The organism is Roseateles noduli, assembly GCF_050626985.1.
Classification (GTDB): Bacteria; Pseudomonadota; Gammaproteobacteria; order Burkholderiales; family Burkholderiaceae_C; genus Roseateles; species Roseateles noduli_A.
In genome coordinates this window covers 6,034,805-6,052,052 of sequence record NZ_CP192463.1, presented here as the reverse complement: position 1 = coordinate 6,052,052, position 17,248 = coordinate 6,034,805, and the positions used below count along the sequence as shown (strand labels likewise).

Sequence of the window (17,248 nt, the reverse complement as noted above, 5' to 3'; positions counted from 1 at the left end):
GAGGGCCGGTCCGGGAGTCGCACGCCCTGGGGAATCCCCGAGTCGCTCGTCGAGCCGCACGGGAGGCGATCCGGCTATAAACCGCCCTCATGGCCATCGTGGATTCCTGGACTTCGGCGCGCGCGGCAAGGCAGGTGCTGTCGTTGGCGCACAAGCTGCTGTCGGAACGCGGACAGGCGAACAGCCTGGGCTTGGCCCATGACCTGATCGGCCGCATGGGGGCGCTGCCGGCGGACGCCTGGCCGGCGGTCTTCGACAGGCTGGCCGCCGACTTCAATCCCGCGCCGGACGCGGTGCTGCGCGCCGCGCAGGCCTATGCCGACGCGCCCGGCACCGAGACGCTGCGTCAGCTGACCGACGTCAGCGAGCCGCCGCGGCAGGAACTGTTCCGCCGCCTGAACCGCGCGCCCGGCGGCACGGGCACGCTGGTCCGCATGCGGCGCCGGCTGCTGGAGGGCCTGTCCTCGCACCCGGACTGGCGCATGGTGGACGCCGACCTGCTGCACCTGCTGTCCTCGTGGTTCAACCCCGGCTTCCTGGAGATGCGCCAGGTCGACTGGCACTCGCCGGCGCACCTGCTGGAACAGATCATCCGCCACGAGGCCGTGCATGCGATCGACGGCTGGGACGACCTGCGGCGACGCCTGCTGCCGGACCGGCGGCTGTTCGCGTTCTTCCATCCGCAGCTGCCGAACGAGCCGCTGATCTTCGTGGAGATCGCGCTGCTGCCCGACATGCCGGACGCGATCGCGCCGCTGATCGGCAAGCGCAGCGAACCGATGCCGCCGAACAGCTTCAAGACCGCCGTCTTCTATTCGATCAGCAACTGCGAGCCGGGGCTGCGCGGCGTGTCGCTGGGCAACTTCCTGATCAAGCGCGTGGCCGAACATCTGAGGCAGGAGCTGCCGCGGCTCAAGCAGTTCTGCACGCTGTCGCCGCTCCCGGGCTTCGCGGCCTGGCTGCAGGCGATCCGGTCGACGGACGACGAGTCCTCCGCCCTCTCCGGCCACGCCGGTTTTTCAGGCTTGAAACCGGCGCAACGCACGCGCATCGCCGAAGCGCTCGCGCGATTGAAGCACCACACGCCGGCCGAGCTCGCCAGCCCGGGAGCCCTCGACGACGAGGCGCTGCAGGCCGACCTGCGCCGGCTGGCCGCCGTCTACCTCATCGCCCAGACGCCGCTGCCGGGCGGGGATCCGGTCGCGCGTTTCCACCTCGACAACGGCGCCCGGCTGGAGCGACTCAATCCCGGCGGCGACCGCTCGGCCAAAGGAATGAAACAGTCGCACGGGATGATGGTCAATTACCTGTACGACCTCGACCGCATCGAGCAACACCACGAAGCCTTCACCCAGGGAGAGATCGCGACGTCGCGCGCCGTCGGCAGCCTGCTCTGAGCGGGTCGCTTGCGCCACGGCCTACACGTCCTCCACGCCGCCCGCCGACGTCCTTCCAGCCCTCCGATCCATCCGCACCAACACCTTCCCCTTCCACCCTTGCCCAACGACACCGTGGCCCGCAGAGGCCCCCAGGACCCACAGGAGACACGCATGACCCAGAGTTCCACGACCCGCCGCCGCCTGCTGGGCGCCGCCGCCCTGGCTTCCCTGTCCGCCGCGGGCGCGGGCATCGCGCCGTCGGCGTTCGCGCAGGCCGCCTGGCCGAGCCGGCCGGTGGTCATCGTCGTGCCCTTCCCGGCCGGCGGCGGCACCGACGCCTTCGCGCGGCCGCTGACCGCCGTGCTGACCAAGCAGACCGGCAAGCAGTTCATCATCGACAACAAGGGCGGCGCCGGCGGCACCGTGGGCGCGACGCTCGCGTCCAAGGCCGCGCCGGACGGCTACACCTTCTTCATGGGCGCGGTGCATCACGCCATCGCGCCGGCGATGTACCCGAAGCTCGACTACAAGCTCGAGGAGGACTTCATCCCCGTCGCCCTGGTCTCCAGCGTGCCGCAGGTCATCGTGATCAATCCGCAGAAGGTGCCCGTCACCGACGTGAAGGGACTGCTGGAGCTGCTCAAGAAGAACCCCGGCAAGCTGAACTACGGCTCGGCGGGCAACGGCACCTCGCACCATCTGGCGGGCGAGCTCTTCAAGCTGCAGACGCAGACCTTCATCACCCATATCCCGTACCGCGGCGCCGGCCCGGCGCTGCAGGACCTGATGGCGGGCCAGGTGGACCTGATGTTCGACGGCCTGGGCTCGTCCGCCGCGCACATCCGCGGCGGCCGCATCAAGGCGCTGGCGGTGGCCTCCTCCAAGCGCGCGCCGGGCTTCCCGGACATCCCCAGCGCCGTGGAAGCCGGCATCCCGCAGTACCAGGTCGCCACCTGGTACGGCCTGTGGGCCCCCAAGGGCACGCCGAAGGAAGTGATCGCCGCGATGCAGGCCGAACTCCGCAAGGCCTACGCGACGGAGGAACTGAAGAACATCTGGACCGGCCTGGGCACCGACATTCCCACGCTCTACGGCGACGCGTTCGGCAAGTTCGTGCACGGCGAGGTCCTGCGCTGGGCCGACGTGGTCAAGCGCAGCGGTGCGAAACTGGATTGATGAACACCGCCAACGCCAACCTGTTCGCCGCGCTGCGCGCGAATTTCTCCGACGACCTGGACGCCTGCGCGATCGAGCTGGCCGACGGCCCCGACGCCGGCCAGCGCTACAGCTGGCGCGACATCGACCGCGCCACGGCGATGATCGCCAACCTGCTGGACTCGCTGGACCTGCCCGCGGGCAGCCGCGTCGCGGTGCAGACGGAGAAGAGCGTCGAAGCGCTGCTGCTGTACCTCGCGGTGCTGCGCGCCGGCTACGTCTACCTGCCGCTGAACACGGCCTACCAGGCCGCCGAGCTCGAGTACTTCATCGGCAATGCGGAGCCGGCGGTGGTCGTCTGCGCCGGAAAGAATTTCGGCTGGATCAGCAAGCTGGCGTTCCAGGCCAAGGTGCCGTGGGTGTTCACGCTGAACGAGGACCGCAGCGGCACGCTGCTGGATCGCGCGGTGCAGATGCCCGACACGCACCAGGTGGCCGAGAAGAAGGCCGATGACCTGGCCGCGATCCTCTACACGAGCGGCACGACCGGTCGCAGCAAGGGCGCGATGCTGAGCCACGGCAACCTGCTGTCCAACGCCGAGGTGCTCAAGCACTACTGGGGCTGGAAGGCGGACGACGTGCTGATCCACACGCTGCCGATCTTCCACGTGCACGGGCTGTTCGTCGCATCGCACGGAGCGCTGCTGGCCGGGGCGAAGATGCTGTGGTTCAACCGCTTCGATCCGCGCGGCGTGATCGCGCGGCTGCCCGACGCGACGCTGTTCATGGGCGTGCCGACGCTGTACGTGCGGCTGCTCGAGCAGGCGACCCTCACGAAGGACGCGTGCGCGCGGATGCGGCTGTTCATCAGCGGTTCCGCGCCGCTGCTGATCGAGACCTTCCACGAATGGCAGCGCCGCACCGGGTTCACGATCCTGGAGCGCTACGGCATGAGCGAGACGGTCATGCTGACGTCGAACCCGTACAAGGCCGAGGACGGCGAGCGCCGCGGCGGCACGGTCGGTTATCCGCTGCCGGGCGTGGGCCTGCGCGTCGTCGACGACGCGGGCGCGCCCTGCCCCAGCACGGGCGACGGGGAGATCGGCCACCTCCAGGTGAGCGGGCCCAACGTGTTCGCCGGCTACTGGCGCATGCCGGAGAAGACGAAGGAGGAGTTCACCGCCGACGGCTGGTTCAAGACCGGCGACGTGGGCCGGCGCGACGACCGCGGCTACGTGACGATCGTGGGGCGGAGCAAGGACCTGATCATCACCGGCGGCTACAACGTGTACCCGGCGGAGATCGAGGGCTGGCTCAACGAGCTGCCCGGCGTGGCGGAGTCGGCCGTGGTCGGCGTGCCGCATCCGGACTTCGGCGAGGGCGTGATCGCCGTGGTGGTGCCGCGATCCGGCGCCGCGCTGGACGGCGCGACGCTGGTCGCGGCGCTGAAGGACCGCATCGCCGGCTTCAAGGTTCCGAAGCGGGTCTTCGTCGAGACCGAACTGCCGCGCAACGCGATGGGCAAGGTGCAGAAGAACCTGCTGCGCGAGCGGCATCGGGGGCTGTTCGGCTGAGCATCGCCGACAATCCGTCGTCATGAGCACGCCGACGCCGCTCCCCGCCGACACGGTCAACACCATCAACACCGCCTGCCCGCGTTGCGGCGGCGGGTTCCATTGCGGCGTCGACGACGGCTGGTGCGCCTGCTTCGGCACGCGGTTGGGCGAGGGCCTCAAGCGCGAACTCGCCGCCCGCTGGCCCGACCAGTGCCTGTGCCTGCGCTGCCTGACCGAGCTGGCCCGCGACGATCCGGACAGCCACGTGCCGGACCCGCCGAACAACCCGCCCGTGCCCCCGTTGTTAGGCGTTTGAAGGCGTACCTGGCACGGCCACAATCCGACCGATGCCCCCCTCCCCATTCAGCCAGTCCGTCGCGGAGCGCCTCCAGGTGAGACGCCTGGTGGTCTTCGGCCCGTTCCTGGCGCTGGGGCTGGTGCTGGTCGTGCTGTGGGCGCTGGTGCTGTGGTTCGCGCTGCTCTATCCGAAATCGCTGGTCGCGGACCTGCAGGACGACCTGCACAGCATCGCGCTCAACGCGGCGCAGGACACCGAGCAGTTGCTGCGCGAGACCGAAGGCAGCCTGCGCACGCTGGACCTGCTGCTGCTCACGCGCAGGAACGAGCGCCAGGACCTCGACGCCACCGTGTCGCTGCTGGCCGATTCGATGCGCGACAACTCGCGCGGGATCACCGACGTGATGCTGGCCAGCGCCGACGGCCGCCTGTGGCGCATCCCGTCGGTCACCGGCGAGCCCTATGTCGACCTCGGCCCGAAGAGCTTCCTGTCCGAACTCGGCCGTCCCGGCGGACCGAGCGTCGTCCTCGGCACGCCGATCCGGCTGCGGCCGGGCGCCCACTTCGTGCTGCCGATGGCCACGCGCCTGAGCGCGCCGACCGGCGCGTTCACCGCGACGGTCGGCTTCATCGACCTCGACACCCTGCTGCGCGTGTACCGCACGCGATCGATACGCTCGGGCATGGCCGTGCTGCTGGAACGAGACGACGGCGTCGCCATGGCGCGCTGGCCCGAAGTCCCGGGCCTGGTCGGCACCAACATGCGACAGGTCCCCGGCGGCGAGGTGCTGCCGCCGAGCCCGCCGGCCAGCGGTCAGTTCATGGTGACGAAAAGCCCGGCCGACGGGCGCGATCGCATCGTTTCCTACCGCGTGCTGCAGGACTACCCGCTGCGCCTGTTCGTGTCCTTCGAGCGCGACCGCATCCTCGCCGGCTACCTGCAGCAGCGGCGCGCGGTGCTGGGCTTCTCGCTGGTGGTCACCGCGATCGCCGTCGGCCTGATGGCCTGGTTCACGCGGCTGCAGCAGCGCACCCGGCTGCGCGAGGCCGAACGCGAAGCCACCGCCGACGCATCGCCGATGGGCCTGTTCCGCTGCGATCTGCAGGGCCGCACCGTGTATGCCAACGAGACCTACCTCCGCCTGCTGGAGGTCGACCGCAAGGACCTGGCCTGGGGCTGGCTGGACCGTCTCTCCCCATCGGAGCGCGAATTGACGCGCGAGCAGTGGGCCGCACTGGTCGCCGTGGGGGAACCGGTCGACCGCGTGCGGCAGCTGACGCGCCGCGACGGCTCGGAACTGATGGTGCGTCTGCGGATGCGGCCGATGCGCCTGGGCGGGCGCATCGTCGCGCACGCCGGCACGATCGCCGACATCACGCCCGAGCTCGCCGCCCGGCGCGAGCGCGAGCGCAGCCAGGCCGTCATGAGCGCGATGGCGCAGAGCGTCAACGTCATGATGCTGGCCGTCGACACCGATGAACGCGTGCTGTTCTGCAACAAGGCCTTCGAGCGCCGCTTCGACATCCCGGAAAGGTCCTGGCAGGGCCGCCACGCGGCGGACGTCTTCGATGACCTGTACCCGGCCGTGCATCCGCTGATCCAGCGCGCCTTCGAGGGCGAGACCAGCGTCGTCGAGATGCGCGACGACGACGGCGTCAGCCGCCCGATGCCGCTGGACGGCGACGACCGCGGCGAGACGCGCTACGTCGAGCTCACCTACGCCCCGCTGCTCAACGACGACGGCGCGATCATCGGCGCCTACGGCGTCGCGCGCGACGTCACCGACGTCAAGCAGGAACAGATGCGGCTGCTGCGGGCCTCCAACACGGACCCGCTCACCGGGCTGCTCAACCGCGCCGGCTTCGCGTCGCAGGTCAACGCCGCGCTCGGGCGCGCGACGGACCGCGACGAACTGGTGGCGCTGCTGTACCTCGACCTCGACCGCTTCAAGCCCGTCAACGACGAGTACGGACATCCCGTCGGCGACGCGCTGCTGAAGGCCGTCTCCGGCCGGCTGCGTCACGCGCTGCGGCCGCAGGACCTCGTGGCCCGCATCGGCGGCGACGAGTTCGCCGTGTTCCTCACCCATGTCGCGAAACCGGTCGACGCGCAGGTCGTCGCCGACAAGCTGGTGCACGCGCTGACGATGCCGTTCCGCATCGGTGCGCTCGAACTCCACATCGGCACCAGCGTCGGGTTCTGCGTCCAGTGGGCGAGGCAGGCCGACATCGACGATCTCGTCACACAGGCGGATGAGCAGCTCTATCGCGCGAAGCGGGCGGGGCGGGGGAGATCGAGCGGGAGCCTCTGCGCGGAGCGCAAGCCTGCGTCGGGTGCGGTGGGTGCGGCGGGCGCGGTGGGCGCGGTGGGCGCGGTGGGTGCGGTGGGCGCGGTGGGCGGGGCCGCCGACTCCGGCCTGCCAGGCGCGGGCTCTCCACGGGGCATGGGGGATCCCTCCAGGACCCCCAAGCCCCATTCCGGCCCCACGGAGATCAGCTGACGTCGGAACGATCCGGGATCGGCGGACGTCGTTGCCGGGTGCGGGTCAGCCGCAGTTGCCGAAGTCGCCCGGGTCGCGGCCGTCCAGTGATGCGGTCGGCGTCGATGCGCCGTGCTTGAGGCGCATCAGCGTCATCTGCAGGACCTTGGCGTCGGCGCTGGCACGGTGACGACGCAGTTGCGCCTCGGCACGGACCTCCTGCTGGACCGCGTTCCAGCGCTGAGCCTCGTCTTCGCTGAGCAGGCGGCGCAGGTCCTCGATCCGGAAACGCGGCAGGCGACCGACGCTGTCGAAGAGCTTGCTCATCCACGGGTAGTCATGGCCCCAGCTGTCGGAGTAGACCGTCTGGCCCGCCAGGCGCTTGTTGAGCTCGTCGGCGACCCAGTCGCGCGGGCGGCCATGACGCAGCAGCAATTCGCGCGAGATGCCGTGCAGCGCCTCGGCCTGTTCATCCCAATGCTCCCACTCCGGGGCCGGCTGGATCAGCGAGCAGAACGGCAGGCCGCCCGCCTCGACGAATCCGATCTCGATCGGGTAGCTGCCGCGCCCGAAACCGGACGCCTCCAGGTCGAGGATGGTCGGCGCAAGGACCGGCGAGGCGACGGGCAGGACGGCAACGGTCATGGGCGCCAGTATGCAAGCGCCGGGCCAGCCGCGGGCGCCACCCCTCCTCAGATCAGGGGACGGCGGGCGTCGCCGAGTGCAGGGCCGCCGGAGCCGCGGGAGCGGCGGCAGGTGACGTCGGGCCCTGGGGCGCCTGGCCCGCCGCATCACCGTCGCCGCTGTCGCCCCGGTCCCGTCCCTGGCGTCGCTGCAGTTCGTGCCAGCCGTCCAGGCCGCCGTCCAGCGCCAGCACGCGCGGATGACCGCGCTTCATGAGCTCATGCGCGCCCTGGATGGCGGAGACCTCGTTCGGGCAGTTGCAGTAGAGGACCAGCAGGCGGTCGTCGGGCAACTGCTCGGCGTATTCCGGCAGGCGGGTCAGGGGGATGTTGAGCGCGCCCGGCAGCGTGCGCGGATCGGCGGCGCGGCCGGGATCGCTGCGGACATCGATGAAGAGCGGCGCCATGTCCTGCTCGCAGAGCGCGGCGGCGTCCTCGACGCTGATGCGTTCGACCTCGCCCTGCAGCTTCGCCATCTGGCGGCGGCGGCGCCAGCGGTTGCCGATCAGGAGCGCGAGCACCGCGACGATCGCAGCCACCGCCAGCAGGCCGGCGTTGGAGAGGAAGTCCAGCACGTCCTGGATCTGGTCGCTGAAGATCAGTCCGAGCCCGAGGAAACACGCCGTCCAGACCAGCCCGGCGACGGCGTCGTAGGCGATGAAACGGCGCCAGCCCATGCCGAGCGCACCGGCCATCGGCGCCGCGACGACGGAGATGCCGGGCAGGAACTTCGCGGCCAGCAGCGAGCTGCCGCCCCAGCGCGCGATGAGGCTCTCGCTCTGGCGGACACAGACGTCGGGGGACAGCGAGACCCGGCACAGCAGCCGCAGCACCCGGTGGCCGTAGCTGCGGCCGGCGATGAACCAGATGGCGTCGCCCAAGACGTTGGCCAGCACCGCCGCCACGACCAGCGACACCGCCGACAGGCGCCCCGCCGCCGCCAGTCCGCCCGCCACCACCAGCAGCGGCGCCGCCGGCACCGGCGCACCGATGCGCGCGGCCAGCGTCACGAGGAAGACGAGCAGGAAGTCGTGTTGGATCAGCAGGTCGATCAGGGCGCGCATGCGCCGCATTGTCGCGGCTGCCGAGGTCACCCGTCGGCGGTGGGGCGATTCTTCGCGCCGTTCAGGACACCAGCCGGGGCGCCTTGGGCCGGGCGACGAAGGCGAACTGCACCCACTTCGTCTCCTCGAGCTGCCGTCCGAAGAGCCGGAAGGCCAGCCGGCGCTTGAGCGACGGGGTGTACCACTGCTCGTTGATGCCCTGGACGCTGACGACCTCGTAGCCGCACTCGTCGAACATGCGCTGCGCACTGGTGCGGGTGAAGAAGCGCAGGTGCGTCCGGTCGCGGACGCCGCAAGGCTCGTAGCGGAAGTCGCGGTCGTGGACCAGCGGCCAGATCGTGTCCAGGTGCAGCAGGTTGGGCAGCGAGGCCAGCACCACGCCGCCGGGTGCGAGCAGCGGCGCGGCCAGGTTCAGCGCGGCCCAGGGATCGGGCATGTGCTCGAGCACGTCGTTGAAGACGATGGCGTCGAAATGGGCTTCGGGCAGCGGCAGCATCGGATCGAAGAGGCCTTGCATCACCCGGTCCAGGTGGGCGCCGGCACGTTCCGCGGCCCCCGCGTCGGGCTCCACGCCCCAGACCTCGGTGCCGGGGCGGGTCTGCTTGACGGCCTCTCCGAAGGCGCCGGTGTTGCAGCCGACGTCCAGCACGCGCCGGCAGTCCTGCGGGAGGAAGGCCAGCATTTCGCGACGCGCCGCGTGCGGATAGTCGAAGCGGGCCAGGGGACTGGCGGAACGGAGAGCCGGCATGGATACCTCCTCGGCGCCCGCCACGAGCACCGCGGCGGTGCGCGAAGCATAGTCAGGAGCGGCCCCGCTCGACATCCTTCTCTTACGGGACAGGGAAGTCCCGACCGGCCGGCTTCAGGACGGGGTATGCGCAACACGCGAGGACGGCGCCATCCAGGCAGCGGGCCCGCACGCTTGCCCGCTTGCTTCGACGTGCTGCCCCGGTGGCGCCGGGGCACTCCGGAACCATCGCTCCATGACAGGCGTGTGTCAGCCAGGCCTGCGGAAGCACCCTGCTCGGGCGGTGCCGCGCGGCACCCGGGCCTCCTAGCATCGCCTGAATCTTTCACACGAGACTCATCGCGCCATGGCCCACCTCCCGCCCCGCCGTTCCGCCTCCGTCCTCCGCAGCGCACCGGTGTTCCGCCTGAGCGGTCTGGCGCTCGCCGCCCTGCTGCTGCAGGCGGGCCCGGCCTTCGCCGCGTCGTTCGACCTCTGCGGCGCATTCACCGCGGCGCAGACGCTGGGCAGCGGCAGCGGCCAGACCGGCGCACTGTGCGCGACGGGCACGCTGACGGTGGGCGGCTCGACGGTCGCGGTGACGGTCAGCGGCAACAACGCGACGCTCAACAACCTCGGCAGCATCGTGCAGACGGGCACGGGCCGCGTCATCCGCGACAACACCGGCGTGCAGAACCTGGTCATCGTCAACGGCAGCGCGAGCAACAGCACGGCGCTGATGCGCGCGCAGGACGCGGACCTGATCCAGATGAACAAGTCGCCGGCCAGCGTCACGCTGACCAACTGGGGCAGCATGATCTCGACGAACGCGTCGGCGGGCGGCAACCAGGTCGTCGACTTCAACGCGATCGGCTCGGGCAGCAACATCGTCAACAACCAGGCCGGCGCGCTGATGCTCGCCTACGAGGCGGACGCGATCCGTCCCGGCGTCAACGGCATCGTCAACAACGCCGGCACCATCCGCTCGGTCACGACGACGGGTGCCAGCAGCGACGGCATCGACTTCCAGGCCAACAGCGGCATCACGTTCAACAACCTGTCGGGCGGCCTGCTCGAAGGCGGCCGCCACGGTGTTACCGGCGGCCCGGAAACGGCGATCGCCTGGACCGGCACGATCGACAACGCCGCTGGCGCGACGATCCGCGGCATGAACGGCGCCGGGCTGAACTTCGACGGCTTCAACGCGCTGCAGGTGATCACCGTCCGCAACGCGGGACTGATCACCGGCAACGGCCGGACCGGCGACGGGGACGGCGTCGACGTGGACGGTCCGCTGGACCTGAGCAACAGCGGCACGATCCGCTCGATCAACGCCTTCTCGCCGCTGGGCAGTGGACTGGCGTTCAGCGAGGGCATCTCGGCGGGCGGCGGCACGATCCGCAACACGGGCCTCATCGAAGGCCTCGTCGCGGCCGGCAACACGAACGCGGTGGGCCGCGGGATCTCGCTGGTCGGCAACGACATCACCAGCGGACCGAACAGCGGGCTGCGCGAAGCGCTCTACACGAACGCGACGGTGATCAACGGCGCCGGCGGCGTGATCCGCGGATCCAGCGACTCGGCGATCTACATCGGCGGACTGGGCGGCAGCGGCAAGCGGGTCCGCATCGACAACCAGGCCGGCGGCACCATCATCGGCGGCGGGAGCGCGGCGGCCATCCGATCGGCCTCGGACTACGACACGACGGTGATCAACGCCGGCCGCATCGACGGCAGCGCGAGCGGCGTCGCCATCGACCTCGGCGCGGGCCGCAGCACGCTGGTGGTCAGCGGCGGCCAGGCGGTGATCCTCGGCGACGTGCGCGGTGCCAGCGGCGCGGGCTCGGCGACGGTGCGCTTCGAGGTCGGCAACGGCAACCAGTTCAGCTATGCGGGGGCGTTCAGCAACGTCCACCAGATGCAGGTCGAGAACGGCCGCGTCGTGCTGACCGGCCAGAGCCAGAACGTCGGCACGGTCACGCTGGACGGCGGTGTGCTCGAGCTGCGGGGCGACCAGCGGCTGGGCGCCGCCGGCGCGTTGGAAGTGAACGGCGGCACGCTGAAGCTGAGCGGCGGCGACCAGAGCTTCGCGAGCCTGGCGCTGCTCGGCAGCGGCGCGTTCGAGCTGGACGGCGCGGGGCTTAACTTCGGCGCGCTGGGCAGCATCGTGGCGGGCAGCGTGCTGCAGGTGACGCAGGTCGGCGCGGGCTACGCGCTGCGTTTCGCGGGCGACCTGTCGCACGACCCGAGCTTCCTGAGCCTGGTCGCCGCGACGAAGATCAACGGCCTGGCGGCCACCTACAGCTTCAGCAACGGCTTCACGACGCTGGGCGCGAGCGCGGTCCCGGAGCCGTCGACCTACGCGATGCTGCTCGCCGGGATCGCGGTGCTGGGATGGCGGCTGCGCAAGCGCGGCGCGGCCGCCTGATCACGCCGCGCCGGGAGTCGCCAACCCTCCTCAGCGCATCGCCACCGGCGACCAGAAGATGTAGTCCGCCTGGTAGTCGACGACCTGCTTCAGGCCGACCGCCGCGGCATCGCAGGCGGTCTGCGGCGCGACGCCGCCCTTGGTGGCCACGCGCTGGATGTGGCTCACGCCCTGCATGGCGCCCATGCCGACGGCGGGATTGGCCTTCACCAGCTGCAGCGGAATGCTGCCCGGGGTCGCCGGCGCCACCGCGACCTGCGTGCCCGTGACCTTGGAGCCGTCGCGGGCTTCCCAGGTGGCGGGCGGGCCGTAGTACTTGCCGACCACGGTGCTGCGCCGGTCGCTCAGGGTCGCGTCCGGGCCGACGAACACCCACTCGAACTGCCCGGCCATGTCCTTCTTCGCGCGGCATTCATAGGTGATCTTGCCGACGCCGACGGTCTCCATCGACACCTTGTGCCCCTCGGGCACCTGCACGGCGGCGGGCAGGCCGGCCTGGGAGAACGCCGGGGCGTTCGAGCCGGACGGGCCGGACATGGCGCAGGCGCCCAGCAGGGCGACGGGCGCCAGCAGGACGAAGACAGACGTCGGCGACTTCGCGCGGGGGGACAAGGTGGTCATCGCAGCTCCTCAGGGTTGGCGGCAAGGCCGGAAGGCCTCACTGGAACGCTGTACGCAAACGCCGTCTTAACGGATTCGTTTTCCGCGAAAAAGGTTCGCGCACGGTCTGCGCTACGATCAGCCGATAGACCGTGAGCCTGTCATCCCGAAGTCTTCGCTTCGTCTCTCCTGTCGGAAGCCGTGCAAGTCCTCGCCTTGATTGCTTGGCGAATCTGTTCGAACCGCATGTCGCGGGGCGATTTCGGAGGAGGAGCACCATGCCTGTCCCACAAACCCTCGACGAGCTCCGTGCTTCGTTGCGGCAGAGTGTCGACGCGCTCCAGCGGCGTCAGGCCAATGAGATCCCGGAGAAGCTGATCGACCGTCTGGTCGATCTGGACTGGCTGGAATGGCATGGCGGCGGCCTTCGATTGACCACCACCGGGACCAACGTCCACCGGCAGGAGCTCGCCCGGATTCGCGCAATGGCGGAAACGTCAGGCTCATCGATCACCCCCAACCTATCGGAGGCCGATATCGCTACCCCCAACTACTCATACGAAAAACGCCAACGCGAGCTGGCCAAGAAAAAGAAGAAGGAAGAAAAGGCCCATCGCAAGGCCAGCGGTGCAGGCTCGGACGCGCCGGCGGATGAGCCGAACGCCCAAGGCGCACCGGCCGGAGGCAACGCCCCGGCGGACGACAAGCCGCAAGGCCAGGCATAACGCCAGGCAGACGGCCAGGCAGACCGCCAGGCATGCCGCCTGGCACAGCGCCTGGCGCAGCGCCTGACACGGCGCCTGACACGGCGCCTGACACGGCGTCAGGCGTGACGCCCGGCAGTACGCCAGGCCCCGAGCCTGGCGTCAGGTCGGGAAGGGGCAGTCAGCCGCACTGCCCCACGAACCCGCACGCGGTGCAGAACTCGCACCCGTCGCGGTGGATGAGCGTGGCGTTGCCGCACTCGGGGCACTTCTTGCCGGCCATCGCCACGATGCCGCCGGCTTCCGAGGCGGCGCGCGCCGTCCCTGCGGCCGCTCCCGCGGCCTTCAGCGGCGCCTGCTGCATCAGTCCCATGTCGACGAGCGGATAACCATGCTCGTCCAGCACCCCCAGCATCGCGTAGCGGTGGATGACCAGGCGCGCGACATACGCGACCGTCGACGGCCACACCTGCTGCCGTCTTTCCCCCGACAGCGTCGGCACTGGCGCCATGAAGTGGCCCAGCGGCTCGCCGACGTTGAGCAGCTTGCGCAGCTTCATGCCGATCCAGCCCGGATCGAGCACGCGCATGTCCAGTGACAGCAGCCGCGCCAGTCCATCGAGCGCCTTCGGGTAATTGCCCGAGAACCCCATCGCGCAGGGCCGCGTGACGCTGCCCCCATCGGGCGTGGGCAGACTCACCTCCTTGAGCGTGAGCGTGAACAGCTCGCCGGTCGCGGGGTTGTCGACGTCGACCGCCCAGGCGAGCGTCCCGGCCGTCCCGGTGCGCGGCTCCTCGCGCGAGAACATCGCGTCCAGCACCGGCGTCGGTCCGCCTTCCTGCAAGGCCCCGAGCTGCTCGCAGCGCCAGCGGATCACCGCCGCCGTCGCCGCGACGACGCCCGGGAACAGCCGCGGCTCGCCGAGCGGCGGCATCGGCATCTCGAACGCGCGCTCCTCGGCGACGGTCGCCAGCGCGTCGAGCTTCAGGCGCAGCCAGGCCGCGTCATTGGCGCGCAGGTCCATCGACAGCGTCTTCGCCAGCGCGCCGAGGCCGCGCGGCTGCTCCGCGCCGTTGACCCAGACCTCGAATGGCAGCGTGCGGCCGAAGAGGCCCGCGTCCGGCCCCTCCGCCGGCAGCTCGCCGACGAAGAGCGCGAAGTCGCCATGCGGGTGACGGATCATGGTCGACCACGCCGGATTGCCGCCGGGCATCTCGGGCCGGCTCGGCCAGCGCAGCGACGCGAGCACCGGCTTGGGCAGGCGCTCGACGCGCAGCCGTTGGTTGGGGCCGATGTCGGCCTTGAGCGGCTCCGGCTGGGCGATCGGCTCGACGCTGAGCACCGCGCCGAGCACGCTGTTCGGACGGTAGGTCGCGAGGCCCTTCAGCCCGCTCTTCCAGGCCAGGCGATAGAGATCCTGGAAGTCGGCGTAGGGATAGTCCGCCGGCACATTGACGGTCTTGGAGATGGAGGTGTCGACGTAGGGCGCGACGGCCGCGACCATCGCCTCGTGGTCTGACGCCTGCAGCTCGAGCGCGGTGACGAAGGCGTCGGTCAGCGGCGCGTCGGCGCCGAACAGGTGGCGGTAGAGCCGCCAGGCGTGGTCCTCGACGGCGTACTCCTTGAAGGAGTTGTCGGGCATGCGCTTCCTGCGGGTGTAGCTCCACGAGAACGCGGGCTCGATGCCGTTGCTGGCGTTGTCGGCGAAGGCCAGCGAGATCGTGCCGGTCGGCGCGATCGACAGTAGGTGCGAGTTGCGCAGGCCCTGTGCGCGGATCTTGTCCTTCAGCCACGGCGGCAGCCGCGACGCGAAGTTGCCGCCCGACAGGTAGAGATCGGCGTTGAAGAGCGGGAACGCGCCGCGCTCGATGGCGAGGTCGGCGGACGCCTCATAGGCGGCGTCGCGCATGATCTCGCTGATGCGGCGCGCCATCGCGCGGGCGGGCTCGCCGTCGTAGCGCAGGCCGAGCATCACCAGCGTGTCGCCCAGGCCCGTGAAGCCGAGCCCCACGCGCCGCTTGTTGGCGGCCTCGCGCGCCTGCTGCGGCAACGGCCACGGGGTCACGTCCAGCACGTTGTCGAGCATGCGGGTGGCGGTCCTGCAGACATCGGCGAACTCGGCCTCGTCGAACGAGGTCTTCGCCGTGAAGGCGTCCTTGACGAAGACCGTCAGGTCGATCGAGCCGAGGCAGCAGCAGCCGTAGGAAGGGAGCGGTTGCTCCGCGCAAGGATTCGTCGCGCTGATCGACTCGCAGTAATGCAGGTTGTTGTCCGCATTGATCCGGTCCAGGAACAGCACCCCCGGCTCCGCGTGGTCGTAGGTGGACCGCATGACCTGGTCCCACAGCTTGCGGGCCCGCAGGCGGCGGTAGACCCACACGCCGTCCGCCCGCTGCGTCGCGCCGGCCGCGCGCTGCTTGTCGCCGGGCGCCGCCTTGTGCACGAGCTCGATGTCCGCGTCCGCCTCCACCGCCTCCATGAACGCGTCCGTCACGCCCACCGAGATGTTGAAGTTCTTCAGGTCGCCCTGGTCCTTGGCGTGGATGAACTCCTCGATGTCCGGGTGGTCGCAGCGCAGGACGCCCATCTGCGCGCCGCGCCGCGAGCCGGCCGATTCCACCGTCTCGCAGCTGCGGTCGAACACCCGCATGTAGCTCACCGGCCCCGACGCGCTCGATTGCGTCGACTTCACGTACGCGCCCTTGGGTCGGATCCGGGAGAAGTCGTACCCGACGCCGCCCCCGCGCCGCATCGTCTCGGCCGCCTCGGTCAACGCGGTGTAGATGCCGGGATGGCCGTCCTCCTCCTCCGCGATCGCATCGCCCACCGGCTGCACGAAGCAGTTGATCAAGGTCGCCGACAGCGCCGTCCCCGCCGCCGAGGCAATCCGCCCCGCCGGCACGAAACCGCGCCGCTGCGCCGCCAGGAACTTCGCCTCCCAGTGCGCGCGCTGCTCCGGCGACTCCGCCACCGCCAGCGCCCGCGCCACGCGCGCCCGCACCTCCTCGAGGTTGCGTTCGCCGCCCTTCGCGTATTTCTCCAGCAGGACCTCGGCGCTGATGTCCTGCGGCGGGAGCGTCTCGGCGGTCGCCTGCAGCGGCAGTGGCGACGAGGCCGCGAGCGCGGCGGAAGGAACGGACGGGGGCACGGTCTGCTGGGTCATGCGGGGGTCTCCATCGGCGTCGACACAAGAGTCCCGGACCATCCTAGTCCCGCCTTGCCCGCCGTCCTGTCCCTCATCCACGAATGCGTCATGGCCTCGACGCCTGATCGTCATCCGCTCCGCCTGCCGCACCGATCCTTCAGCCGTCGCGATCACCACATCCGCTCGTCACCAAGCAGTGGTCCACGTGTCCACCGGTAAGCACGCACTTGCAGCGCGCACACCATTTGATGCGACTGCAACGGCGTTTCCCCGGGTTGGCCCCATAGATTGGTCGGATAGCGGACGCTATTCTTTTCGGTTATGACTCCCGATAAGGTCTTGCGGTCCAGCCCCAACACGTTGGGCGATCTGGAACAAGGCTGCGCCGATGCCCGTCGTCTGATCCTGGACGGCCAACTCGACGCAGCCCGTTCCCGTCTGGACGAGCTGCGCAAGATCCACGGTGACAACCACGCGCCGGTGCAGGAAACCTTCAGCGCCCTGGCCGAGGCGCATGGCGACTTCAGCGTCGCCCTCGCCCACTTCAAGCGCTTCCATCTGCTGGCCATCGAGTCCGGCGCGTCCTCGCCGCTGGCCTCGCGCGATCAGTTGCTCGCACGGCTCGTCGAGCGCCAGCAGCAGAACTCCCCGGACATGGCCTGGTGCCTGGTGGCGCTGGGCGCGGCGCGCGCGCCCGCCGGCGCGCTGCCGCACATGCTGCGCCAGCAGTGCCGCGCGCAGGACGTGCTCGCGCTCGGGCAGGGCGAGGCCATGCTCATGCTGCTGCACGACGTCGACCTGCCCACCGGCCGCAAGGTCTGCGAGCGCTTCCGCGCAGTGTGGATGCAGCAGCAGCCGGCGGCCGGTCCGCTGAGCATGGGCCTCACGGCCTGGCGCGGTCCCGGCGATACCGGCAGCGGCCTGCTCGGCCGTGCCGAGCAGGCGCTCGCGCGCAGCCAGCGCGAAGGCGCCCCGCTGCGCACCGGCTGAACGCCGGCCGAGCTCCGGCCGCCTGCACCACCGGCGGCCT

13 protein-coding genes are annotated in these 17,248 nt (G+C 70.5%); 8 read left to right on the top strand and 5 right to left on the bottom strand.

Annotation, left to right across the window (positions count from 1 at the left end):
* Positions 1-89: 89 nt before the first annotated feature.
* The 5 genes from ACQ4L4_RS26375 to ACQ4L4_RS26355 all read left to right on the top strand — a co-directional run bounded on the left by ACQ4L4_RS26375 (position 90) and on the right by ACQ4L4_RS26355 (position 6,888).
* On the top strand, positions 90-1,397 hold the full coding sequence (locus ACQ4L4_RS26375) for a malonyl-CoA decarboxylase domain-containing protein (protein WP_431101747.1): 1,308 nt from the start codon (positions 90-92) through the stop codon (positions 1,395-1,397).
* A 153-nt stretch (positions 1,398-1,550) separates the two neighbouring features.
* Positions 1,551-2,555 (top strand): Bug family tripartite tricarboxylate transporter substrate binding protein, encoded by a 1,005-nt coding sequence (locus ACQ4L4_RS26370; RefSeq protein ID WP_431101746.1) that lies wholly within the window; start codon positions 1,551-1,553, stop codon positions 2,553-2,555.
* Positions 2,555-4,108, top strand: a complete 1,554-nt coding sequence (locus tag ACQ4L4_RS26365) for a malonate--CoA ligase (protein ID WP_431101744.1) — start codon at positions 2,555-2,557, stop codon at positions 4,106-4,108. The genes ACQ4L4_RS26370 and ACQ4L4_RS26365 overlap by 1 nt, the downstream gene beginning before the upstream one ends.
* Positions 4,109-4,130: 22 nt before the next feature.
* Positions 4,131-4,406 (top strand): cysteine-rich CWC family protein, encoded by a 276-nt coding sequence (locus tag ACQ4L4_RS26360; protein WP_431101743.1) that lies wholly within the window; start codon positions 4,131-4,133, stop codon positions 4,404-4,406.
* Positions 4,407-4,437: 31 nt separating this feature from the next.
* Positions 4,438-6,888, top strand: coding sequence for a diguanylate cyclase domain-containing protein (locus ACQ4L4_RS26355; protein WP_431101742.1), 2,451 nt, complete (start codon positions 4,438-4,440; stop codon positions 6,886-6,888).
* A gap of 45 nt (positions 6,889-6,933) precedes the next feature.
* Here ACQ4L4_RS26355 and ACQ4L4_RS26350 read toward each other — a convergent pair whose 3' ends face one another.
* From ACQ4L4_RS26350 to ACQ4L4_RS26340, 3 genes are all read right to left on the bottom strand, one after another.
* A complete protein-coding gene (locus tag ACQ4L4_RS26350) occupies positions 6,934-7,512 on the bottom strand; it encodes a 3'-5' exonuclease (RefSeq protein WP_377157573.1) in 579 nt (192 codons plus the stop codon).
* A 52-nt stretch (positions 7,513-7,564) separates the two neighbouring features.
* Complete coding sequence (locus ACQ4L4_RS26345) at positions 7,565-8,614, bottom strand: VTT domain-containing protein (RefSeq protein ID WP_431101741.1); 1,050 nt, start codon at positions 8,612-8,614, stop codon at positions 7,565-7,567.
* A gap of 61 nt (positions 8,615-8,675) precedes the next feature.
* Positions 8,676-9,362, bottom strand: coding sequence for a class I SAM-dependent methyltransferase (locus tag ACQ4L4_RS26340; RefSeq protein WP_431101740.1), 687 nt, complete (start codon positions 9,360-9,362; stop codon positions 8,676-8,678).
* 346 nt (positions 9,363-9,708) lie between these two features.
* Between ACQ4L4_RS26340 and ACQ4L4_RS26335 the strand changes: the two genes are divergently transcribed.
* A complete protein-coding gene (locus tag ACQ4L4_RS26335; RefSeq protein ID WP_431101738.1) occupies positions 9,709-11,769 on the top strand; it encodes a beta strand repeat-containing protein in 2,061 nt (686 codons plus the stop codon).
* A gap of 30 nt (positions 11,770-11,799) precedes the next feature.
* Here ACQ4L4_RS26335 and ACQ4L4_RS26330 read toward each other — a convergent pair whose 3' ends face one another.
* On the bottom strand, positions 11,800-12,390 hold the full coding sequence (locus tag ACQ4L4_RS26330; RefSeq protein ID WP_431101737.1) for a DUF3455 domain-containing protein: 591 nt from the start codon (positions 12,388-12,390) through the stop codon (positions 11,800-11,802).
* A 257-nt stretch (positions 12,391-12,647) separates the two neighbouring features.
* Here ACQ4L4_RS26330 and ACQ4L4_RS26325 point away from each other — a divergent pair, with 257 nt between their 5' ends.
* Positions 12,648-13,094, top strand: coding sequence for a hypothetical protein (locus ACQ4L4_RS26325; RefSeq protein WP_431101735.1), 447 nt, complete (start codon positions 12,648-12,650; stop codon positions 13,092-13,094).
* 160 nt (positions 13,095-13,254) lie between these two features.
* Here ACQ4L4_RS26325 and ACQ4L4_RS26320 read toward each other — a convergent pair whose 3' ends face one another.
* Positions 13,255-16,236, bottom strand: coding sequence for an adenosylcobalamin-dependent ribonucleoside-diphosphate reductase (locus tag ACQ4L4_RS26320; RefSeq protein ID WP_431101734.1), 2,982 nt, complete (start codon positions 16,234-16,236; stop codon positions 13,255-13,257).
* A gap of 321 nt (positions 16,237-16,557) precedes the next feature.
* On the opposite strand from ACQ4L4_RS26320, the gene ACQ4L4_RS26315 reads away from it, so the two are divergent.
* Positions 16,558-17,208 carry a hypothetical protein gene (locus ACQ4L4_RS26315; protein WP_431101733.1) on the top strand — a complete coding sequence of 217 codons (651 nt, stop codon included), beginning with the start codon at positions 16,558-16,560 and terminating at the stop codon, positions 17,206-17,208.
* The last annotated feature ends 40 nt before the right edge of the window (positions 17,209-17,248 follow it).